21 protein-coding genes, 1 tRNA gene and 1 pseudogene are annotated in these 21,772 nt (G+C 67.5%); 5 read left to right on the forward strand and 18 right to left on the reverse strand.

Annotation, left to right across the window (positions count from 1 at the left end; all coding sequences use genetic code 11):
- Positions 1-14 precede the first annotated feature (14 nt).
- The gene (locus AC10QF_RS14735; protein ID WP_005416326.1) at positions 15-323 is read right to left on the reverse strand and encodes a YerC/YecD family TrpR-related protein; all 309 of its coding nucleotides are present in this window, start codon (positions 321-323) and stop codon (positions 15-17) included.
- Positions 324-728: 405 nt separating this feature from the next.
- Complete coding sequence (gene hisS, locus AC10QF_RS14740) at positions 729-2,123, reverse strand: histidine--tRNA ligase (protein ID WP_065177574.1); 1,395 nt, start codon at positions 2,121-2,123, stop codon at positions 729-731.
- Positions 2,124-2,250: 127 nt separating this feature from the next.
- On the opposite strand from hisS, the gene AC10QF_RS14745 reads away from it, so the two are divergent.
- A complete protein-coding gene (locus AC10QF_RS14745) occupies positions 2,251-3,003 on the forward strand; it encodes a Crp/Fnr family transcriptional regulator (protein WP_005416324.1) in 753 nt (250 codons plus the stop codon).
- 57 nt (positions 3,004-3,060) lie between these two features.
- On the opposite strand, the gene thrC is transcribed toward AC10QF_RS14745, so the two are convergent.
- The 6 genes from thrC to AC10QF_RS14775 form a co-directional block, all read right to left on the reverse strand.
- A complete protein-coding gene (thrC, locus tag AC10QF_RS14750; RefSeq protein WP_494542428.1) occupies positions 3,061-4,347 on the reverse strand; it encodes a threonine synthase in 1,287 nt (428 codons plus the stop codon).
- A gap of 29 nt (positions 4,348-4,376) precedes the next feature.
- On the reverse strand, positions 4,377-5,291 hold the full coding sequence (locus AC10QF_RS14755; RefSeq protein ID WP_494542429.1) for a homoserine kinase: 915 nt from the start codon (positions 5,289-5,291) through the stop codon (positions 4,377-4,379).
- On the reverse strand, positions 5,288-7,792 hold the full coding sequence (thrA, locus tag AC10QF_RS14760; RefSeq protein WP_372486230.1) for a bifunctional aspartate kinase/homoserine dehydrogenase I: 2,505 nt from the start codon (positions 7,790-7,792) through the stop codon (positions 5,288-5,290). Before thrA ends, AC10QF_RS14755 begins: the two co-directional genes overlap by 4 nt.
- Before the next feature lie 84 nt (positions 7,793-7,876).
- On the reverse strand, positions 7,877-8,014 hold the full coding sequence (locus AC10QF_RS14765; protein ID WP_162911581.1) for a hypothetical protein: 138 nt from the start codon (positions 8,012-8,014) through the stop codon (positions 7,877-7,879).
- A gap of 138 nt (positions 8,015-8,152) precedes the next feature.
- Positions 8,153-9,103 carry a DMT family transporter gene (locus AC10QF_RS14770; protein ID WP_005416320.1) on the reverse strand — a complete coding sequence of 317 codons (951 nt, stop codon included), beginning with the start codon at positions 9,101-9,103 and terminating at the stop codon, positions 8,153-8,155.
- Between the two features lie 167 nt (positions 9,104-9,270).
- Positions 9,271-9,966, reverse strand: coding sequence for a helix-turn-helix domain-containing protein (locus AC10QF_RS14775; protein ID WP_005416319.1), 696 nt, complete (start codon positions 9,964-9,966; stop codon positions 9,271-9,273).
- An 81-nt stretch (positions 9,967-10,047) separates the two neighbouring features.
- Between AC10QF_RS14775 and AC10QF_RS14780 the strand changes: the two genes are divergently transcribed.
- Positions 10,048-10,827: a DUF6491 family protein gene (locus AC10QF_RS14780; RefSeq protein ID WP_494542430.1), complete on the forward strand. Its 780-nt coding sequence runs from the start codon at positions 10,048-10,050 to the stop codon at positions 10,825-10,827.
- Here the strand turns inward: AC10QF_RS14780 and AC10QF_RS14785 are convergent.
- The 3 genes and pseudogenes from AC10QF_RS14785 to AC10QF_RS14795 form a co-directional block, all read right to left on the reverse strand.
- Positions 10,824-11,876, reverse strand: coding sequence for a linear amide C-N hydrolase (locus AC10QF_RS14785; protein ID WP_053499905.1), 1,053 nt, complete (start codon positions 11,874-11,876; stop codon positions 10,824-10,826). The two genes, AC10QF_RS14780 and AC10QF_RS14785, sit on opposite strands and share 4 nt — an antisense overlap.
- Before the next feature lie 43 nt (positions 11,877-11,919).
- Positions 11,920-12,357 (reverse strand): DUF6691 family protein, encoded by a 438-nt coding sequence (locus AC10QF_RS14790; RefSeq protein WP_069138670.1) that lies wholly within the window; start codon positions 12,355-12,357, stop codon positions 11,920-11,922.
- Positions 12,354-12,794, reverse strand: a pseudogene (locus AC10QF_RS14795) (YeeE/YedE family protein); the annotation flags it as partial. The gene AC10QF_RS14790 and the pseudogene AC10QF_RS14795, both read right to left, overlap by 4 nt.
- 83 nt (positions 12,795-12,877) lie before the next feature.
- Here AC10QF_RS14795 and AC10QF_RS14800 point away from each other — a divergent pair.
- Positions 12,878-13,198, forward strand: coding sequence for an ArsR/SmtB family transcription factor (locus AC10QF_RS14800; protein WP_111175790.1), 321 nt, complete (start codon positions 12,878-12,880; stop codon positions 13,196-13,198).
- A gap of 15 nt (positions 13,199-13,213) precedes the next feature.
- Here the strand turns inward: AC10QF_RS14800 and AC10QF_RS14805 are convergent, their stop codons facing one another.
- The 5 genes from AC10QF_RS14805 to AC10QF_RS14825 all read right to left on the reverse strand — a co-directional run bounded on the left by AC10QF_RS14805 (position 13,214) and on the right by AC10QF_RS14825 (position 19,359).
- Positions 13,214-13,642, reverse strand: a complete 429-nt coding sequence (locus tag AC10QF_RS14805) for a BLUF domain-containing protein (RefSeq protein ID WP_005416313.1) — start codon at positions 13,640-13,642, stop codon at positions 13,214-13,216.
- Positions 13,643-13,725: 83 nt separating this feature from the next.
- Complete coding sequence (locus AC10QF_RS14810; protein ID WP_329842579.1) at positions 13,726-14,859, reverse strand: hybrid sensor histidine kinase/response regulator; 1,134 nt, start codon at positions 14,857-14,859, stop codon at positions 13,726-13,728.
- Entirely contained in the window at positions 14,856-15,431 is a 576-nt protein-coding gene (locus AC10QF_RS14815; RefSeq protein WP_005416311.1) for a chemotaxis protein CheB, read from the reverse strand. The genes AC10QF_RS14810 and AC10QF_RS14815 overlap by 4 nt, the downstream gene beginning before the upstream one ends.
- Complete coding sequence (locus AC10QF_RS14820) at positions 15,431-16,255, reverse strand: CheR family methyltransferase (RefSeq protein WP_005416310.1); 825 nt, start codon at positions 16,253-16,255, stop codon at positions 15,431-15,433. The genes AC10QF_RS14815 and AC10QF_RS14820 overlap by 1 nt, the downstream gene beginning before the upstream one ends.
- Positions 16,252-19,359, reverse strand: coding sequence for a response regulator (locus AC10QF_RS14825; RefSeq protein WP_494542431.1), 3,108 nt, complete (start codon positions 19,357-19,359; stop codon positions 16,252-16,254). Before AC10QF_RS14825 ends, AC10QF_RS14820 begins: the two co-directional genes overlap by 4 nt.
- Positions 19,360-19,510: 151 nt before the next feature.
- On the opposite strand from AC10QF_RS14825, the gene AC10QF_RS14830 reads away from it, so the two are divergent.
- Complete coding sequence (locus AC10QF_RS14830; protein WP_494542432.1) at positions 19,511-20,674, forward strand: two-component system sensor histidine kinase NtrB; 1,164 nt, start codon at positions 19,511-19,513, stop codon at positions 20,672-20,674.
- Positions 20,664-21,023 (forward strand): response regulator, encoded by a 360-nt coding sequence (locus tag AC10QF_RS14835; RefSeq protein ID WP_049413819.1) that lies wholly within the window; start codon positions 20,664-20,666, stop codon positions 21,021-21,023. The genes AC10QF_RS14830 and AC10QF_RS14835 overlap by 11 nt, the downstream gene beginning before the upstream one ends.
- A gap of 26 nt (positions 21,024-21,049) precedes the next feature.
- Here the strand turns inward: AC10QF_RS14835 and AC10QF_RS14840 are convergent, their stop codons facing one another.
- Positions 21,050-21,514, reverse strand: a complete 465-nt coding sequence (locus AC10QF_RS14840; protein ID WP_494542433.1) for a GNAT family N-acetyltransferase — start codon at positions 21,512-21,514, stop codon at positions 21,050-21,052.
- Between the two features lie 78 nt (positions 21,515-21,592).
- Positions 21,593-21,669 (reverse strand) — tRNA-Arg (locus AC10QF_RS14845).
- Positions 21,670-21,772: the final 103 nt, after the last annotated feature.

Here is a 21,772-nt window from a genome sequence, read left to right on the forward strand (position 1 = left end):
GAACGGGGCGCGGATCAGCGCGAAGCAAGGCGGTCGATGGCGGCGGCATAGCCCCGATGGCCGTGCTCGAGCGTGCGCGCCACCCGTCCGGTGGTGGTCACGCTGACCCCGGTGCGCTCGTGGATCTCGCGATACGGCACGCCCTGCTGCAGCAACGGCACCACCTTCCAGCGGTCGGCCATGGCTTCCAGTTCGGCCGGAGTGCACAGGTCGCGCAGGAAGGCCTCGACCTGTTCCGGCTCGCGCAGGGCGGCAAAGGCCCGGGCCAAGGCTTCAAGGTCGGCCTTCGGGTCTTTGGCGGCAATCTCGGGGCGGGCTTTCACGGGGTCGTTTCCATGCATCAATGTAATAGCGCGCTAGTACATTAGCGCATTCTTGCGCGGTGCGTCAAATCTGGGGGGATTTGTGGGCAGGGCTGCGCCCTGCACCCGCTAGATGCCGAAGCGACGTCAAATGCTGGATGGCTGAGGGTTGGCGGGGTGGGTCCGGTGGCAGGGGACGCCGTAAACCCGTCCATGGGGGCTTGGCCGCGGCATCCATGCCGCGGACACCCCTGCCTCCGGACCCACCCCGCCGTCGACAGTTTCCTGCGAGCTGTTGGAACAGCAAGGGGTCGGATCCGTTTTCTGAAGGAAAACGGCTCTGCCCCCCGGAACGCGGCCCGGAAACGAAAACGCCCACCGGGTGGTGGGCGTTTCGTGGCGTGTCGGCGTGCGGCCAACCGGCCGTTACATCACCTTCGACTGCTCCAGCTCGACCTGCAGGGTGCTGGCCAGCTCGTCGCGGGAGACTTCGAACTGCTGCTCGCGCAGCAGGTCCTTCACTGCCACCACGCCGCGCGCCAGCTCGTCTTCACCGGCCAGCACCACGAAGCGGATGCCCGCCTTGGCCGCGTACTGGAACTGCTTGCCGATCTTCTTCGGCTCCATCTGCACTTCGGTATTGATGCCACCGGCGCGCAGGCGGCGCGCGATGTCCAGCGACTGCGGCATGCCCTGCTCGTCCATCAGCGCCACCAGCGCCTGCACGCTGCTGGCCTCGATGCCATCGATCAGGCCGGCCTCGCGCAGCTGCCAGAACAGGCGCGACAGGCCGATGGAAATGCCCACGCCCGGCAACTTGGACTTGCTGTAGTGGCTGGCCAAGTCTTCGTAGCGGCCGCCCGAGCAGATCGAGCCGATCTGCGGGTGGTCGGTCAACGTTGTCTCGTAGACGGTGCCGGTGTAGTAGTCCAGGCCGCGCGCAATGGAGAAGTTCAGGCAGTACGCGGTTTCCGGCACGCCCAGCGCCTGCACCAGCTGCAGCACTTCGCGCAGTTCGGCCACGCCGGTACGCAGGATCTCCGAAGAACCGGCGTCGGCTTCAAGCGTTGCCAGCTGCGCCAGCGCATCGGCATGGCCCTGCGAACGCACGGCCACGAATGCCAGGATCTTCTCGACCTGCTCGCCCGGGATGTTGAAGCCCTCGCCCACCAGCGTCTCGCGCACGTAATCGGCGCCGCGCTTGTCCAGCTTGTCCACTTCGCGCAGCACCGCCAGCTGGCGCTCGCCTTCGGCCACGCCCAGGCTCTCGAAGAAGCCGCGCATGAGCTTGCGGTTGTTCAGCTGGATGCTGAAGTCACCGATGCGCAGTTCCGAGAACACGGCGTGGATGACCGCCAGAACTTCGGCATCATAGCGAACGCTCAGGCTGTCCTTGCCGATCACGTCGATGTCGCACTGGTAGAACTCGCGGAAACGGCCGCGCTGGGCACGCTCGCCGCGGTACACGCGCTGCATCTGGTAGCGACGGAACGGGAAGGTGAGTTCGTGTTCGTGCTCGGCCACGTAGCGTGCCAGCGGCACGGTCAGGTCGAAGCGCAGCGCCATTTCCGGCAGCGAACGGTCGCCCGATTCGGCCGCATTGGCCAGCGCACCGGTGGATTGCACGAAGTACACCTGGCGCTCGGTCTCGCCGCCGGACTTGGTCAGCAGCACGTCGGACAGCTCGAACACCGGCGTCTCCACCGGCAGGAACCCGAAGCGCTCGTAGTTGCGGCGGATCACGTCCAGCATGCGCTGGAACGCAATCTGCTCGCGCGGCAGCAGTTCAAGGGTGCCGGGCGGGGTACGGGGCTTGATCACGGGCGGAACTCCTGCTGGAACGGGACGTGGGAGGGGGCGACATTCTAGCGCCCCCGCCTCGGGCAGGGTCGAACGGCCGCTTGAAGTATCATAAGGCCCTCCCCCGCCCGCGATACGCCCCCGCAACATGTCACGGCCTTCCGGCGCTCCGCCCGCCACCAACGATCCCGCCTCGCCGTCCTGCACCACGCTGGACTGCCTGCACTGCTCGGTTCGCCACCTTGCGGTGTGCTCGGCGCTGTCGCCCGATGAAGTGCAGGCGCTGGAACAGGTCACCGTTTCGCAGCAGGTCAGCATGGGCAGCACGCTGGCCCGCACGGGTGAAGAACGCGACCATGTCTATACATTGACTGCCGGCGCACTGCGCCTGGTACGCACCCTGGCCGACGGCCGCCGCCAGATCAACGGCTTCGTGCTGCCCGGCGACTACCTGGGCCTGAGCGGCAGCGACCATCACCGCTACGACATCGAAGCCATCGCCGACAGCCGTGTCTGCCGCGTCGCGCTGCCACAGATGAAGGCGCTCCGCAGCCGCTTCCCGCACCTGGAGCGCAAGCTGCTGCAGCGTGCCTGCCAGGAACTGGATGCCGCGCAGGACGCTGCACTGGCGCTGGCACGCCTGCAGCCGGCCGAGAAGCTGGCTGATTTCCTGCTGCGCCTGGCCGCGCGTGAAGCCAGGCTGGGCGGCGACGGCCTGCGCGTGTCGCTGCCGATGGGCCGAGGCGACATCGCCGACCATCTGGGCCTGACCATGGAAACGGTCAGCCGCACCTTCACCAAGCTGCGCCAGCAAGGGCTGATTGCCCTGCCCCACCTGAACGTAGTGGAGATCCTCGACGAGGACGGGCTGCGCACACTGGCCGGTGAAGGGTTGATCTGACCGCACTGCGGTTGATGGGATTGCCGGCCAGCGGCCGGCAACCACATCCATCTCCGATCAACGCAACAACACCTCGCGCAACGCCGCGTAATCGGCGGCCAACGGTTCGGCGTGCGCCGGCCGTTGCAACAACGCATCCAATGCCGGCGGCACGGCCACAGGTTCGCCGATCAACGGCTCGACCACGGCCTCGAACTTGGCCGGATGCGCGGTGGCCACCACCGCCCAGTCGCCCTTGGCACCACGGGCGCGCAGGTCCTGCAGCACCTTCACCGCCGTAGCCGTATGCGGGCAGAACAGCTCGCCACTGCTGGCATGGGCCGCCGCAATCGTCGCGCGGATGGTCACATCATCCACCGCGAACGCACGCAGTGCAGCGCGCAGCTCCGCATCATCTCCGCGGTACAGCCAGCGCAGGCGTTCGAAGTTGCTTGGCGCACCCACGTCCATTGCATTGGCCACGGTGGCCACACTGGCCTGCGGCTGGTAGTCGCCGCCACTGAAGTACGCGGGCAGCACGGCATTGGCATTGGTGGCCAGCACGATCTGTCCGATCGGCACTCCCAGTGCGCGCGCCAGCACCGCGGCCATCGCGTTGCCAAGGTTGCCGGTCGGCACCACCAGGTTGAGCCGGCGACGATGCAACGCGTAGTGGCTCAGTGCCGTATGTGCGTAGTAACTCATCTGCGGCAGCAGGCGACCGAGGCTGATGCTGTTGGCCGAGCTCAGCGGCACCTGTGCCTGCAGTTCGCGGTCGGCCAGCGCCTGCTTGACCATGGCCTGGCAGTCATCGAAGGCACCGGCCACGCGCAGCGCCAGGATGTTGTCACCAAAGCAGCCGAGCTGGTGCGCCTGGCGCGGTGACACGCGACCATCCGGATACAGCACCACCACGCGTACGCCTGGCTGGCGATGGAAGGCCGCAGCAACGGCCGCGCCGGTATCGCCGGAGGTGGCGACGACGATGGTCAGGTCACGGTCCTTGCCGGCCTGCAGCCGCGACAGCGTACCGGCCAGGAAACGCGCACCAATGTCCTTGAACGCCGCCGTCGGCCCATGGAACAGTTCCAGCACGTGGTTACCGTCGCCGAGCGCACGCAGCGGCACCGGGAAGTCGAACGCCTCGCGGCAGATCGACGGTAATCCGGCCTCCAGCGCATCTCCGGCGAAGAACGGTGCCAGCAGGTCTGCAGCGGTATCGGCCAGGGTCGCACCGGCTTCCAGCTCACGTGGCGCCGGCAGTACTTGGGGCACGTACAGGCCACCATCGGGCGCCAAGCCTGCAGCGATGGCCGCACTGAGGCCAACGGCCGGGGACCGGCCGCGGGTCGAAACGAATTGCATGGGTTCAGTATCCAAAGAGGGAGAAGGATTCAGCACAGCCGGGCTCCGGGCGCATCCAGCGGCGACACCCAGGCATCGCTGTCGAAGCCGGCAGCAGCGAATGCGGCCTGCACCGGCGCCGCGGCAGCGTGGGCCTGGTCGGCATCTTCGAACCAGGCGAATACGCTGGGGCCGGCACCGGAGATGCCCGCGCCCATTGCACGGGCTGACAACGCCGCATCACGAGCCGCCTCGAAGCCGCCGATCAGTCCCGCCCGTCGCGGCTCCACCAGCACATCGCGCAGGCCAGCGCGGACCAGCGCCGCGTCGCTGCGATGGCAGCCGCTGAGCACCAGCGCAAGATTCGCACTCTGCGCCACGAATTCACCCAGCGCATAGCTGCCTTGCAGCGCCTGGCGTGCCAGACGGGTTTCCAGCACCGCGTGCGGGTGCACCAGCAGGCTGTGCCAACTGGCTGGCACAGGGATCGGCAGCAGGCGGTCGGCCGTGCACAACGCCAGCCCGCCGAGCAGCAGCGGCCCCACGTTGTCACCATGGCGGCCCCCACTGGCCACGGCCTCGCCATCCAGCGCAAACGGATACAGCGCATCGCGCGAGAGTGGCGCATCCAGCAATGCGTTGGCAGCAACCAGCGCAGCGACGGACGAGGCTGCCGAGCCCCCCATGCCGGAGCCGAATGGAATGCCCTTGTCGATCTCCACCGCGAAGCCGAAGTGCAGGCCCAGCCCTGCGCGCAGCGACATCAACGCCGCACCTGCCGTGTTTCCGGCCGCCTCCAGCGGAAGTTCGACCGCACTGCCACGGATGGCCTCGATGCGCACCACCGGCTCATCGATACGCCGCACGCTCACCGTATCGCCAACGCCTGCAATGGCATGCCCCAGTATGTCGAAGCCCACCGCCACATTGGCCACCGAGGCGGGCGCAAATGCACGTGCGATCACAGGCGTGCTCCCTCGCCAGCGGCTACCCGCAGCAGGTCGGCGAACACGCCCGCCGCCGTCACTTCCGGTCCAGCGCCCGGTCCCTGCACCACCAGCGGGTTGTCGCAGTAGCGGCGGGTACGGAACTGCACCACATTGTCGGTCAGCCGCAGGTTGGCGAAGGCATGGTCGGCCGGCAGTTCCTGCAGGCCCACCGAGGCGCCGTCGGTGCCCAGCCGTGCCACGTAGCGCAGCACCGCGCCACGCGCCCGTGCATCCTGCAGGCGCTGCAGCAGGCTGGCGTCGGACTCGCCCAGCCGTGCCATGAAGTCATCCACGCTGCCGTCGCGCAGCAGTGCCGGCACCAGGCTTTCCACCTGTACCTGTTCCAGGCTGAGCGCGTGACCGGCCTCGCGTGCAAGGATCACCAGCTTGCGTGCCACGTCCACACCGGACAGATCATCGCGCGGGTCCGGCTCGGTATAGCCCATCGACCGCGCCTGCGCGACCAGCTGCGAGAACGGCTGGCTGCCATCGAAGCGGTTGAACAGCCAGGCCAGCGTGCCGGAGAAGATGCCCTCGATGGCCAGCACCTCGTCACCGGTATCGACCAGATCGCGCAGCGTGGTGATCACCGGCAGGCCCGCGCCCACCGTGGCCTCGTAGCGGAAGCGCGCACCACTGGCCGCTGCGGCGGCGCGGATGCGCTGGTAGCGCGGCAGCGGCCCGGCACCCGCCTGTTTGTTCGGGGTGACCACATGGATGCCCGCCGCCAGCCAGCCCTCGTAGCGCTCGGCCACCTCGGCACTGCCACTGCAGTCGATCACCACCGCATGCGGCAGGTGCGCAGCCAGCAGGTGCTCGGTGAAACGATCAAGATCGCTGGATTCACCCGCGTCCCGCAGGGCCTCGCGCCAGTCCGCGTGCAGGCCGTCCACTTCCAGGCGCATGCGCGAACGCGAGGCCAGCGCACGCAGGCGAAGATCCACATTGGCCTTGGCCAGCAGCTGCGGGCGCGCGGCCAGCAACTGGTCCAGCAGTGCGGCGCCAACGTTGCCGGGCCCGATCACACCGACCGCGAAGGTCTGCGGCGACAACCAGAAGCCTGCATGCGCCGCGCGCAGCGCACGGGTGGCATCGGCGCTATCCACTGCGACCGAGATGTTGCGCTCGGACGAGCCCTGCGCAATCGCCAGGATGTTCACCTGCGCACGCCCCAGTGCCTCGAACAGGCGCGCCGCCACACCTGGCTGCCCGGCCATGCCGTCACCGACCGCGGCCAGTACGCTGACGCCCTCACTGACCTGTACGCGCTGCACCTGTCCCGCTGACAACTCGTGCGCAAATGCGTGCAGCAGTGCATCACGGCCACGGCCGGCTTCGGCAGCACGCACCACGCAACAGATTGAATGTTCCGAGGAACCCTGCGAGATCATCACCACCGACACCTGCGCCTGGCGCAGCGCGGCAAACACGCGCTCGGCGGTACCCGGCACGCCGATCAGGCCGGTGCCTTCCAGGTTCAGCAGGGCCAGCCCGGGACTCAGGGTCAGGCCCTTCACCGGCCCGCGCGGCGAGCGCTCGGCGCTGATCCGCGTACCCGGATGCGCCGGCTGGAACGTATTGCGGATGAAGATCGGCAGGCCGAGGCGGATCGCCGGCGACATCGTCTGCGGGTGCACCACCTTGGCGCCGAAGTACGCCAGTTCGCAGGCCTCGTCGTAGCTCAGCGCTTCCAGCTGCACCGCCTCGGGCACCAGCCGTGGGTCCGCCGACAGCACGCCATCGACATCGGTCCAGATGTGCAGCTCGTCAGCGTTGAACAGCGCGGCAAAGATCGCACCGGAATAGTCGCTGCCGTTGCGGCCGAGGGTGGTAATGCGGTCATCGCGATCGCGTGCGACGAATCCGGTGGCAACCAGGCGCGACTGCGGATGCTGCAGGCGCCACTTGGCCAGGCGGTCGGCACTGGCTTCCCAGTCGACATCCACGCCGAGTTCGCCATGCCCGACCACCAGCACATCGCGCGCGTCGAGTACCGCGCAGTCTTCGCCCAGCGCGCGCAGATGCGTGCCGAGCAGCTGTGCGGAAAACACTTCGCCCAAGCCCTGCACACGGTCCAGCACCTCGCGCGGCAGCTCGCCGATCACCGCCAGCGCGGCCAGCACTTCGGCCAACTGATCGAAGCGGGCGTCGATCCATTCAACCGTCTCGCCCACCTGCTCGCCCAGCAGCGCCACGGCAGCGCCGCGATGGCGTGCGCGCAGGGCATGCCAGGCCTCACGCCAGCCTTGATCGCCCTTGGCCGCCAGCTGGGCCAGTTCGATCAGCGCGTCGGTGACGCCCTTCATCGCCGAGACGACAGTGACCTGCAGCGATTCAGGACGGGCCAGCAGCAGGCCGCCCACATGGCGATAGCGTTCGGCATCGGCCACCGAGGTGCCGCCGAACTTGTGCACGACGGTGAACGGGGCAGCCAGGTCGGCCGGGGCAACGGAATGAGCGGGAGCGTGGGAAGACATGCAGACCTCGGTAGGAGGCCCCGTCGCATGCAGGTGTCGAGTTTCCCCGCCACCTGTAGGGTGCGGGGCCGTGGTTTTCGGGAGTTACACGAAGACGACGGGCCGCACCAGGGCAGTGGTGACGGTGGTGGTGGTAATGGTGGTGATGGTCGCGACCGGCGCAGTCGAACGGCCCGCAATGGCGGGGGCGATCAGGCTGGCGTGGGCGGCATCAAGGACCATGGCGCACAGAAAACACCGTGCGCCCTGCCGCTGTCAAGTGCTGCGATGCAAAAAACCGATGCAGCGATCATCGGCCAACGTGCCGACATTTGGTTGCAACTGAGACAAAGCCGGCATCAGCACGCTTGACGACTGCATTCAGCCTGCATGTTCGGCGATCGCCCGTGGTGTGCGATGCGCATGCGCGCACAGCATCACGCCAGCCACCAGGAACACGATTGCCAGCGCTTCCAGCAGCGAGGGCCAGCGCTGCTGCCATGCAAAGGCGTACAGCAGCGCGAACAGGGTCTCGAACACGATCATCTGGCCAGTCAGGGTCAGTGGCAGCAGGCGGCTGGCACGGTTCCAGAATGCGTTGCCAAGGATCGAGGCCACCACTGCCACGCCGGCGCTGATCGCCCAGAACCCGCTCCATTGCGCCGCCGTATGGCTGCCGGTGTGCCCGATGAAGGCCATCGGCACCAGCAGCAGGGCCAGGCCGCCGGTGGTGACGCCGGTCAGCAGCGACCAGTCGTGGCTGGACAGATCCGGTCGGCGCGCCAGCCAGCGGCTGTTGCCGATCGAATACAGCGCCCACGAGAACAGCGCACCGAACGCGCACAGCAGCCCGATCAGGCGCTGCCGCCACGGGGTGGCCAGGTGCTCGGACATCAGCGCTTCCCAACCCACCAGGGCGACCCCCAGCACGCACAGCCCCAGTGCCGGCAGCAGCTGTTTCAGTGGTACAGCGCCCTGCTCGCGCACGCCAACGAGGGTGACCACCACCGGAATCAGGCCAACGATCAGCGATGCCGCAGCGCCACCGGCCCACTGCACGGCGGTCGCCAGCAGCAGGAAATACACCAGGTTGCCTGCCAGGCTCAGCCACAGCAGGCCGATCCATTCGGCACGGCCCAGCCGCGGTGCCAGCCGCTTCCATCGCGGCAGCAGCAGGGCGACTGCCATCAGGCCATAGACCAGGTAGCGGCCGGCGGACAGTTGCAACGCATTGAACGACTGAAGCACGGCAGGCGCGAGAAAGACCACGCCCCACAGTGCGCCAGCGGCCACGCCATTGGCGATGCCCACGGCCATCGGGTTGTTGCGCATTCGGATTGTCCGGGCGGATGGAACGGGCCGCGCAGTGTAAGCGCTGGCCGCTGGGCGCTCTTGACCCAGGCTGCTGCCTTGTCACCTCTGTAGAGCCGAGCCAATGCTCGGCTGCGATTTACCGTTGTGCAGATAAGGGCAGCCGAGCGTGGGCTCGGCTCTACAGATCAGCCGGCACCCCTGCGCCACGCAGCGGGGGTCTGGCCACATTCGCGGCGCAGCGCACGGGTCAGTGCACTCTGTTCGGAATAGCCTGCGGCCAGTGCGATATCGCTGATCGGCGCGGCGGTGGTGCGCAGCTGATGCTTGGCCCAACGCAAGCGGCACGCACTGAGCCAGGCCTGCGGGCTCAGCCCGAACTCGCGCTGGAACAATGTGTGCAACCGGCTCTCGCTGACACCGACAACTCCGGCCATCCGGGAAACCGGCCAGGCCCGGCCGGGATCGGCCTGCACCGCCGCGCACAGGCCCTGCATGCGCGCGCCACTGCCCGCCGGTGCAAATACCTGCAGCAACTGCGGCAGCAACGCCGGCATCGGCTGCCCTGCCTGCACGGCGGCCAGGCGCTGCCGCAACGCCAGCGGCAGATGCAGCCAGCGCTGGCGGCACAGATGCTCCTGCGTGCCGTCATCCAGCACGCCTGGAGGACAATCAACGATCACGAAACCATTGGGGCCGTCCGCCATCTGGTCATGTGCTTCGCCGGCGGCGACAAATGCCCCCTGCAGCAGGTCCAGCCGGCCGCCGCGCCCTTCCATCTCGAACTGCAGTTCCCCCTGCAGCGGCAGCACCCACTGCGCGTAGTCATGGCGGTCCAGGCCGGTGGCCTGCCCGTAGTGCCGAAGATGGAAGATGGCGCCCATCCGGGCAGTGTGCGCGTGTAACAACGGCCGTGCAAACCGCTGCTATAGTCGATCCGTCATCCAACGCAGGGAGTGCAGGTCATGACCCATCAGCAGCTGTCCCTGGTGCTTGCCACCAGCCTCGGCCTGGCGCTCACCGCCTCGGCCTCCGCGCAGGAACGTACGCCACCGGCCCCGCACTGCATGGACGCGGTCGGCGTCCAGGAAGTGGAGCAGGCTTCATCGCGTTCAATCGCTCTGCGAGCCGCCTCGGGCCAGGCCTATCGGATCGACTTCAGTGAAGAGTGCCCCGGCGTCCGCGGTGCCACCACGCTGAAACTTGAGGCGCCCGCTGGCTGGGCCTGCGGTCGCCCCAGCGAGCGTGTGGTGGTCGATGGCCGCAGCTGCGCGATCAGCGCGGTGACCCCCGTGCAGGATCGCGACTACGCCAGCGTGGCCCGCGACAGCGACCGCCTGCGCATGGCCACCCTGCCCGCCCTGACCATCCGCGAGCGCAGGGACATCCGCCGCAGTTTCGGTGGTTCGCCGTCGTACTGCTTTGCCACGCGCAACGTGCGCGCGTGGTCGTCCGACCCGCTGGGCATGCTGGTGGAGACCAATCCGCATCGCAATGGGGGTCACCGCTACTATCGCGTGGAGCTTGGCAGCCACTGCCGCCAGCTCGACCGTGCGCCACAGCTGAGCTTCCACTCCGGCATGCAGAACGGCCTGATCTGTGGCAATCCGGGCGATCGCATCCTCACCGCCGGATTCGAGAATGGTGACCTGCGCAACGACGCGCTGGCGCCGCTGCCGCAGTACACCCGCGGCGGCTGCACGATCCAGGCGGTCTATCCAGCTTCCAGCCAGGCGTCGAACTAACCGTCGACGCCGAGGAACGCGAACGGTGCGCTGGGCACGAAGTGGCCCAGCGCGTCGCCGGAAAAGGTATTGCGCTGGTCCGGACCGAGATCGAGCTTGAGCACCTTGCCGCCGAAATCCACCTTGTTGAGGTCGACCCAGAACGTGTTCGGGGTCAATGCCGATTCGAAGAAGTACAAGCGCCGCTTGTGGTCGGCCACGGTACGCCAGCGCGTGGAGGAGATGTTCGGCTCGCCCGGCGTGGTAATGCCGTAGGGCACCGACGTATTGCGGATCACGCTGAACACGCTGGCCAGCGCCACCACCGGGTCTTCAGACTTGGGAATGGCGTTGATGTAGAACGAGGCGCGCGCGAAACGGTCGGCTGAGCGGTTGGTGCCCGGCAGCATCACCGTGCCGCCGATCTGCTGCCAGTAGCTGTTGAGTGCCAGCTGCTGCTCGAAGATCGGTGAATTGGTCATCACCTGGTAGCGCCGGTCATGGTGGATCACCTGGCGACCGCCGATGTATTCGACGATGGCACTGTCGCCACTGGCATCTGACAGCGACAGGTGCAGCGTGGCCTGGCGGTCTTCGCCCGGTACCTTGTCGGTGACGATCGAGTACGGCTCGCGCTGCAGCGCCGCGACCGCCTCGTCGACGGTGGCGAAGTTGTCCAGCACATACTGCGCCCATAGTGAGATGGCCAGGCCCGGCTTGTTGCCGCGCTGCTTCGGATACTCCGATTCGACCAGCCACAGCAGGTTGGCCACCAGGCCCTTCTCGTTCATGCCATCGGTGGTCGATACGTCATAACCGGTGGCCACCACCGAGCCGTAGCGCGCCGTCCAGGCCAGCGACTTCGGCCCGGCCTGGCCAGTGCGCGCGATGCCGCGCGGCAGCACGTAGAGGTTGGTCGCCACATCGACCTTCCAGTCCATCGAGCGCGCGGTGATCACATCACCGTTGTCGCCCAGGTAGACCGCGCGCGTGCAGGCCAGCGCGGGTGCCACTGCGGCGGCCAGCGCGACCGCCAGCAGTGCCCTTTCCTTCCACTTCATCCGTGCCATGTCGTTGCGCTCCTTTCCCCGTGATCCGTGGATATGACCCGATTCAGGGTGACACAGCGGTGAAGCCCCGGCGAACCAGGCGATCGTGCAGCCAGAAACCTGCAAGCATGGCCGGCACGAACCAAAGCGCTTCGCGCGATCCCACCGCCAGCCCGGCGATGGCAGGGCCCGGGCAATAGCCTGCCCAACCCCAACCCATTCCGAACAATGCCGCGCCCAGCACCAGGCGTACATCGACACCGCGCGCAGCGGGCAGTTGGAAGCGCGTTGCGCATGACGGCCGCGGGCGCCGCAGCACCCAGCGCTGGCCGACCGCGCTGACCAGCAGTGCCGAGGCCAGCACCCAGGCCAAGGTGGGATCGAAATCGCCGGCGATGTCGAGGAAACCGAGGATGCGGCGCGGATCGGTCATGCCGGCCAGCGCCAGGCCCGCGCCGAACAGCGCCCCTGCCGCGCCGGCGGCCACCATCGTGCGGCTCATGCGAAGCCTCCGCCATGACGGATCAGGAATGTAGTCAGCACTGCGCAGGCCATGAATACCAGCACCGCCAGCAGCGACCGGATTGAGCCGCGGGCCATGCCGCACACCCCATGACCACTGGTGCAGCCGTTGCCCAACCGCGTACCGAATCCGACCAGCAGGCCGGCGCCAACCAGCTGCCACGCCGGCAAGGCGTCACGCAACAGGTCGCGGGGCGCTTGATCTGGCACGGCCTGCCAGCACAGCACACCCCCTGCAGCGGCAAGCAGGCCGAGCAGGAATGCCCAGCGCCAGCCTCGATCGCCGGGCGTTGCGCGCACGCTGCCAGCGGCGATGCCGCTGATGCCGGCTACCCGGCCCGTGGTTGCCAGCAAGACCACCGCCGCCGCACCGATCAACGCGCCCCCCGCGACGGCGGCCCACGGCACGGTCATGACCTGCCTCCAGTTGTCGCGTTCATTCGCTTGCCTTTTGAATTAGCTTTTTCTAAATTAGCGTCTTCTAAAGCAAAAGGTCAACCATGACCCGAATCGAGCTCGACAGTGCCGCGATGGCCGAGCATGCCGCCCAGGCCGCGGCGCTGCTCAAAAGCCTGGCCCATCCTGCACGGCTGCGCGTGCTGTGCCGGCTGGTCGAAGGCGAGGCGCCAGTACCGGAACTGCAGGCACTGACCGGGCTCAGCGCATCAGCGCTGTCCCAGCATCTAGCGGTGCTGCGCGGACTTGGCATCGTCTCGACCCGGCGCGAAGCGCAGTCGATCCACTACCGGGTAGTGGAAGGGCCGGCGCTGGGCGTATTGCAGGCGTTGCACGCGGCGTACTGCGGAAGTGCCGCGCGCTGAACCTTCCACGCAGGTTCAACCTGCGTGCAGCACCGGTTGCACGACCTGATCGAGCAGATCCACCGGGGTCGGCGCCGACAGGTCACCATGCAACGCGCGGGTGAAACCTGACCAGTCGCTGGAAGACAGTTGCCGCAGCAGCGCCTCCTCCACCGGCAACGCGCGCATCGACCAGTACGGAAACTGGCGCTGGCCAAGGCGGCCACGCGCCAGTTCGATGATGTCGATATGGCTACCGGCCTGCAGGATCCGTTCGTACACCGAATCGATACCATCCGGCGGCCCTTCGATGTACTGCAGGAATCGCCCGCCGTCATGCAGCAGCACACCGGTCACGCCCGCCATCTTGTTGAAACGGGCTGCATCGTCGACCAGCGCCCGCAGCCGTTCAGCGGAAAGATCCGGCAGCGCCTGGCTGACGTAGGCGATGGCACGCAGTGGCATGGCGCTTCCTTGACAATATGTACACCCACGGTAGCAGCTGCGGACGAGTCCGTCTCAGTGCCCGCAGGTGTTCCCTGAAGAATTCAGGTAGCGGCCGCCGGCAGCGCCTCTGTGCGCCTCGGCAACCGGGCTTCGAACACCACCTGACCGGCTTCATTGCGCGCTGCGATGTGCCCGCCGTGTGCGCGCACGAACTGATCGACGATATACAGGCCCAACCCCAGGCCATTGCTGGGATGGAAGCTGGCCTTGAACGGCTCGAACAGGCGCGGCAGCAGCGCGTCGTCGATCCGTCCCGCGTTGCTCACCCGCAGCAGCACGCTGCGCGGATCACGGCCGTCCACCTCCACCCTCGCCTCACTGCCATGGGTGAGCGCATTGCCGATCAGGTTGGCGGCAACCTGTCCCAGCCGATCCAGATCACCCTGCAGGCGGGTATCGCCCAGCATATCCAGATGCACCCGTGCGTGGCCGTGGGCGCTGCCCGCTTCGGCCACCACCGCACGCGTGACCTCGGCAAGATCACAGGCGCTGGCCTGCAGGCGCAGCCCGCCGCTGCGGATCCGCGAAAAGTCCAGCAGCTGCTCGACCATGCGCGCCATGCGCAGCGTGCTGGCCTCCAGGTGCTTCAGGGTCTGCTGCGCGCCGTCATTGCCCGCAGGAAGCTCCAGCGCCAGCTTGTCGGCACACAGCAGGATCGCCGACAGCGGCGTGCGCAGATCGTGGGTGAGCACCGCCGCCATCGTCTCGTTGAGCTTGAGCGAGCGCTCCAGCGCCTCGTTGCGCGCCTTCAGCAGCTGCCGCTGCTGGTACAGCTCGATGAAGACATTGACCTTGCTCAGGATCACCTGCGGCGCCACCGGCTTGTGCAGGAAGTCGACCGCGCCGGTTTCATAGCCCTTGAACGCGCGCAGCGGATCGTCCGGCGAGGCGGTCAGGAAGATGATCGGCACATCCCGGCTGCGGTGTGAACCGCGCATCAGCTCGGCCAGGGTGAAGCCATCGATCTCCGGCATGTGCACGTCCAGCAGGGCAAGCGCCACCTCATGCTCGAGCAGCAGTTCCAGCGCCTGCGCGCCAGAGCCCGCCAGCAGCAGGTTCACGCCTTCGCGCTGCAGCAGCGCCTGCATGGCCACCAGGTTCTGCGGCACGTCATCGACGATCAGCAGGTTGACCGGGGTCTGCGACTGCGCAGGGTCCGGCGGCAACAGGTTCATGCAAACAGCTCCTTCAGGCGACGGCACATCAGTTCGAGGGGCAGCACGGCATCGGCGCCGGCGTGCTGCAGGGCGGAGGCCGGCATCATCGATGCCTCGGCCTCCTCGGGACATTGCAGCCAGGCGCGGCCGCCGGCGGCGCGCACCGCGGCCACCCCTTCACTACCATCGCTGCTGGCACCGGTCAGCAGCAGGGCCAGCACCTGCGCGCCGAACACGGCCGCAGCCGACTCGAACAATGGATCGATCGCCGGGCGTGAAAACAGCACCGGTGCGTCCACCGACAACGCCAGCGAACCGGCGTCTTCCACCAGCAGGTGATAGTCCGGTGGCGCAAAGGTCACCGTGCCAGGCTGCAGCGGCTGCTTGTCTTCGGCCTCGCGCACCGGCAGCGCACAGTACGGCGCCAGCACTTCGGCGATGCGGCTGCTGCGATCGCGCGGAAGGTGCAGCACGGCCAGCACCGGCGCCGGCAGAGCCGCAGGCAGCGCGCCGAGCACCGCCTGCAGCGCCGCGACCCCACCCGCCGAGGCCCCGATCACCAGCACCGCCGGTCGTGTCGGCGGTGCCATCAGGCAACCTTCCGGTACAGGCGATGCTCCCGCGAGCAGGTCTCGAACGCGCCGTGGTGGCGCCCGAACTGCAGCGACTCCTTGCTGCCCAGGCCAAGGAAGCCGCGATGCACCAGCGCTTCACGGAACAGGCCTACCGCGCGGTCCTGCAGATCGCGGTTGAAATAGATCAGCACATTGCGGCACGACACCAGGTGCACCTCGGAGAACACGGTGTCGGTGGCCAAGCTGTGGTCGGCGAACACCACGTTGCGGCGCAGCTGGCGATCGAACACCGCGCCATCGTAGGCCGTGGCGTAGTAGTCGGACAGCGAGGCGGTGCCACCGGCCGCCAGGTAGTTCCGGCTGAACTGGGCCATCCGGTCGATGCCATAGGCGCCGGCCTCGGCGGTGGCCAGGGCTGCCGGATTGATGTCGGTGGCGTAGACGATGCTGCGCTCCAGCAGGCCTTCCTCGTGCAACAGGATCGCCAGCGACCACACTTCCTCGCCGGTACTGCAACCGGCCACCCACAGCTTCACCGACGGGTAGGTGCGCAGCACCGGCACCACCTGCTCGCGCAGCTCGCGGAAATAGGCCGGGTCACGGAACATCTCCGAGACCTGTACGGTGAAGAACTGCATCGCCTGCGCGAACAGGTCCGGCTCGTGCAGCAGGCGGTGCTGCAGGTCGGCCAGCCGCTCGCACTCATAGCGCTGCATGGCCTGGCGGATCCGCCGGCGCAGCGACGACACCGCATAACTGCGGAAATCGTAGTGGTAGCGCTGGTAAAGCGCTTCCAGCAGCACCTTCAGCTCCAGGTCGAACAGGGCCTGCTCGTTCATTGCCGCGAGCACCAGACCCGGCACAGCGAGACCAGCTTGTCGACGTCGATGGGTTTGGCGATGTAGTCGTTGGCGCCGGCCTGCAGGCAGCGCTCACGGTCGTCCGGCATGGCCTTGGCGGTCAGCGCGATGATCGGCAGGTCCTGCAGGTGGCGCTGCGCGCGGATTTCGCGCATCGCAGCAAGGCCATCCTTCTCCGGCATCATGATGTCCATCAGCACCAGGTCGACCTCGCGCTCGGCCAGGCGATCCACCGCTTCCTGGCCATTGCGCGCGATCTCCAGCGTGACGCCGAGGGGTTCGAGCACGCTGGACAGTGCGAAGATGTTGCGCACGTCGTCCTCGGCCAGCAGCACCGTCCGACCGTCGAGCACGGTGTCGCGACGGCGGGCCTCGCGCAGCAGGCGCTGCTGGTCGCTGGGCAGGCTGGCCTCCACGCTGTGCAGGAACAGGGTCACCTCGTCCAGCAGGCGCTCGGGCGAACGTGCGCCCTTGATGATGATGCTCTTGGAATAGCGGCGCAGGCGCTGCTCTTCCTCGCGACTGAGCGCGCGGCCGGTATAGACGATCACCGGCGGGAAACCGACATCGTCGTTGCCGGCCATGTGCTCGAGCAGGTCGTAGCCACTGCCGTCGGGCAGCGACAGGTCCATCACCATGCAGTCGAACGTGACCGTACTGAGCTGTTCCAGTGCGGCGGCCAGGGTGCCTACGGCGACGATCTGCAGCTGGTCGCGGCCCAGCAACAGTTCCAGGTTGTGGCGCAGCTCGTTGTCGTCCTCCACGATCAGCAGCCGCCGCATGTCGCGCTGGCTGGTCTGTTCCAGCTGTTCGATCGCCGTCACCAGCCGCTCGCGCGTGGTCGGCTTGATCGCAAAACCGATCGCGCCGAGCTCGCGCGCTACCTGGCTGCGGTCCGTGGCCGAGACCACATGCACCGGGATGTGGCGGGTGTCCGGGTTGCGCTTCAGGCGTTCCAGCACGCTCAGGCCCGACACGTCCGGCAGGCCGATATCGAGCAGGATGCCGTTCGGGCGCAGTTCGCTGGCCAGGGCCAGCGCCTCTTCCGCCGTGCCCGCCACCACGCAGTCGAAGTCCAGTTCATGGGCCAGCGCCACCAGTGCTTCGGCGAACGTGGCATCGTCCTCGACCGCCAGGATGAGGCGCCCGGCACGCTGGCGGCGACCGCGGTCGTCGGCTACGCCGGCCATCGCAGTAACCGGCGCTGCCGCGGTCGCAGCGCGTGCGGGCGCGGCCGGCAGCACGGCCGGCGCCGTCGGCGGCGCAGCCACGGGAACCTCGGCAGCGTCGGCTGCGCTCGCCGCGGGCGCACCCTGCAACGGCAGCTCCAGGATGAAGCAGCTGCCGCGCCCGGGCTCACTGTCGACCTGGATGCCGCCGCCCATGCGCTCGGCCAGATCGCGCGAGATCGACAGGCCCAGGCCGGTGCCGCCGTAGCGACGGCGGGTGCTGCCATCGGCCTGGCGGAACGCCTCGAAGATGACATCCAGCTGCTCGCGGGCAATGCCGATGCCGGTGTCACAGACCTCGAACCGGATGCGGCCGTTGCCGCCGGCACGCACGTGCAGGCTGACCTTGCCATGCTCGGTGAACTTCACCGCGTTGGCCAGCAGGTTCTTCAGGATCTGCTGCAGCCGCTGGCTGTCAACCACCATCTGGGTTGGTGCCAGGGCGTCGGCTTCGATCTGCAGGGCCAGGCCCTTCTGCCGCGCCATCGGCTCGAACGTCTCGCGCAGCCGCTGCAGCGCGCTCTCGACCACCACCACTTCATCGGACAGTTCGACATGGCCGGCCTCGATGCGCGACAGGTCGAGGATGTCGTTGATCAGCGCCAGCAGGTCGTTGTTGGACGACAGGATCGCTCGCGCGTACTTCACCTGTTCCTCGGTCAGCGTGCCGTCCTTGTTGTCGGCCAGCAGCTTGGCCAGGATCAGCGAGCTGTTCAGCGGCGTGCGCAGCTCATGCGACATGTTGGCCAGGAACTCGGACTTGTAGCGCGAGGTCGCCGCCAGCTCGTTGCTGTTGCGCACCAGCTGGCTCTGCGCAACCAGCAGTGCCTGCTTCTGCGCCTCCAGCTCGTGGGTGCGCTCTTCCAGCTGCACGTTGCTCTGTTCCAGCTCAGCCTGCTGTTCTTCCAGGTGGCTCTGCGACTGCAACAGGCTGCGGCTCTGCTCTTCCAGCTCCTCGTTGGCCACGCGCAGCTCTTCCTGCTGGGCCTGCAGCTCCTCGCCCTGGCGCTGCGACTCTTCCAGCAGCACCACCAGCTGCGCACGCAGCAGCGATGCGCGCAGTGCCATGCCGATGGTGTCGGCGCAGCGCTCCAGCAGCTCGCGATCAAGGTCACGCTGTTCACCCGCCCGCGCGCGGCCCAGCTCGATGACACCGACCACCGTACCATCGCTGCTGATTGGCGCCAGGATGCGCTCGCGCACCGGCAGCCGGCCCAGGCTGGTCTGCAGTTCGAGCACGGCAGCGTCTTCGCCGTGCAGGTGGCGGATGCGTTCGTCCCGCGCAACCTGCCCGGCCAGTCCTTCGTGCAGGGCCAGGGAGGCCGGCGTCCCAGTGGGCAGCGCCACGCCACCGGTCAGCTGCAGCCGGCCGCCGTCCAGGCGATAGACCGCACCGACCTCTGCATCCAGCTGCCCGGCCAGGCTTGCTGCTGCCGCCTCGGCGATCTGCTCCGGCCCAAGGTCACCGCGCAGGCTCAGCGCCACCGCGTTCTCGGCCTCCTGCAGCCAGAGCGCGCGCATCGCCTGGCGCCGGGCCTGGATCGCGCGCGAGACGATCAGTGCGATCATCAGGAAGGCGCAGCCACCGACGGTACGGTTGACTAGCGAGAACGACGAATTGTTGCTGGCTGGCGCAACGTTGAAGCCGATCACCAGCAGGACACAGGCGATCATCGCGACCACGAACGGCGCGCGTGCACTGCGCTGGAACACCGTCACGCCGACCGCGAGGAAGTAGGCCAGCCATACCGCATAGCCGAGCGGGACGACCAGTTCCAACACGATGGTCGCGGCCAGCAGCACGGCGGACGTCATCCAGATCCAGCGGTCACGCGTAGTCGCACCAGGACGCATGCAGGTCGGTTCCAGAAGGCAAAGGGTGGAAGATGGTACTCCGTGTCGCATTCAGCCGCACAGGACAAATGGCACGTGTCAGGTGTGCACGCATCCTTCACACTTGAGTGCCTAGCTTCACGTCCCTCACAGGGGTAACACTTATTTACACGTGGACGCAGCCGCTTCTACGACGTCCGTGCTGACGGACCCTTCCCGACAACTGCGACTGTTGATTGACAGCGTGCGCGACCATGCGCTGTACCTGCTTGATCCTGAAGGCATCGTGTGCAGCTGGAACCCGGGCGCTGAACGTATCAAAGGCTATTCAGCCGATGAAGTGGTGGGATCGCACTTCAGCCGCTTCTACCTGCCCGCCGACCGCGAGACCGGCGAACCGCAGCGCCTGCTTCGCGTCGCAGCGCAGCAGGGCCATGTCGCCAGTGAGGGCTGGCGCGTTCGCCGCGATGGCTCGTCGTTCCGCGCAAGCGTGGTCATCGAGCCGGTCGTCGAAGCCGGCGAACTGCTCGGCTTCGTCAAGATCACCCGTGACATCACCGAGCAGTGGCAGGCGCAGCGGCTGCTGCGCGATGCCCAGCGTGCGCTGCGCAATACCCAGCAGTTCGAGACGGTCGGCCGGCTCAGTCGCGGCCTCTCACATGAGTTCAACAACCTGCTGACCACCATCGGCAACGCCCTGGACCTGCTGTCGCTGCGTGTCAGCAGTGACGATGCACGCGCAGCCGAGCTGCTGGATGCCGCGCAGGCAGCCACCGACCGCGGCGCGCTGCTGACCCGCCAGCTGCTGGCCTTCAGCACCGGCCAGACCCTGATCCGGGAATCGGTGGACATCAATGCGCTGGTACGACAGTGGCTGCCGGACCTGCAACGCGCCTGCCCGCCCACGGTGGTACTGGAAGCCCATCTCACCCCGGGCCTGCCGCAGGTGAGCACCGATGCGATGCAGCTCCAGACCGCCCTGGCGAACCTGGTGGCCAATGCCGTGGAGGCCACCGCCGATGGCGGCCGCATCCTGATCGGCACCGCGTTGGAACATCGCCTCGACCCGGATGCGGACACCACGCTGCAACGCGGCTATGTCACCCTCAGCGTCTGCGACGAAGGCCACGGCATGGCCGCCGACATCGCCGAGCGGGCCAGCGAGCCCTTCTTCACCACCAAGGACATCGGCAAGGGCAGCGGCCTGGGCCTGAGCCAGGTGTTCGGATTCACTACCCAGAGCGGCGGCTTCGTCGACGTGTCCACCACGCCCGGTGTCGGCACCACGGTCAGCCTGCTGCTACCCGCAACCGAGGAATTTACCCATGACCGATGACCCGATCCGCGTACTGATGGTGGAGGACCAGAACGATCTGCGCGAGATGATCGGCATGGCCCTGCGCGATTTCGGCATCGAGGTGTCCACCACCGCCGACGGGCATGAAGCCGCTGCGTTGCTGAAGGGCGACGCACGCTTCGATGTGGTGTTCAGCGATGTCAGCATGCCCAACGGCATGTCCGGCATCGAACTCAGCGAGCACGTCGCGCGTGAGCAGCCGCATGCACGCATGATCCTGTCCTCCGGCTATGCGCGTTCGCAGCTGCCGCCGCTTCCGGAGCAGGTGGAGTTCCTGCCCAAGCCCTATCGCTTGCGCCAGCTGGTTGAACTGCTCAAGCAGGACTGAAGGCGTACCGGCCTTCGTGGCCATGCTCAGCGCCGGGCCCGCTGCATGAACAGCAGCGCCGGCGTGGATGCAGTGTCCACCGGCTCGAAGCCGAGGGTCCGGTACAACGCAAGCGCGGCGGCGTTGTTCCGGTAGACGCGCAGGGTCAGCCGTTGGACAGCATCAGACTGGAACGCCTGCTCGATCAGCGCGTGTACCAACCTCCGCCCGAGGCCGCAGCCCCGCGCCTGCGGGGCAACCAGCAGACGGCCCAGATGCATCGCACCCGGCTCGGTGCACCAGGCCTGGCCGAAACCCACGCGCATGCCGTTTTCTGCCAGCAGCAGCCATCCCGGGCGTTCGCGCAGCTGCAATACGTTCTCGAACTGATCGGGTGGCAGTGGATAGGGCACGCCCGGCCCGGCCCAGCGTAACGTGGCTGCGGCCGAATCCAGCCACCCGGCGATGCGCGCGTAGTCGTGGGGTTGCACGGGCTGCAGGCGGTGGTCCATGGCGGCCGGATCGCAGGGTGAGGCGCCAGCATATCCGAGTGGCCTCGCGGGCAGCGCGCGGACGTGGCGCCGCGAACATGGTGACCCCGGCCCGATTCGAACGGGCGACCTTCCCCTTAGGAGGGGGACGCTCTATCCAGCTGAGCTACGGGGCCATGCAGCCCGGAAGTTTACAGGCAACGTGCCCTGCCCTCCAAGCATTCATGTTCCACCCGGTTCCCCTGGCGCGTTGCACCATGGCCGGTCGGGGCGCTCTGC

The organism is Stenotrophomonas maltophilia complex sp. Om-AH-Sm3 (genome assembly GCF_059337855.1).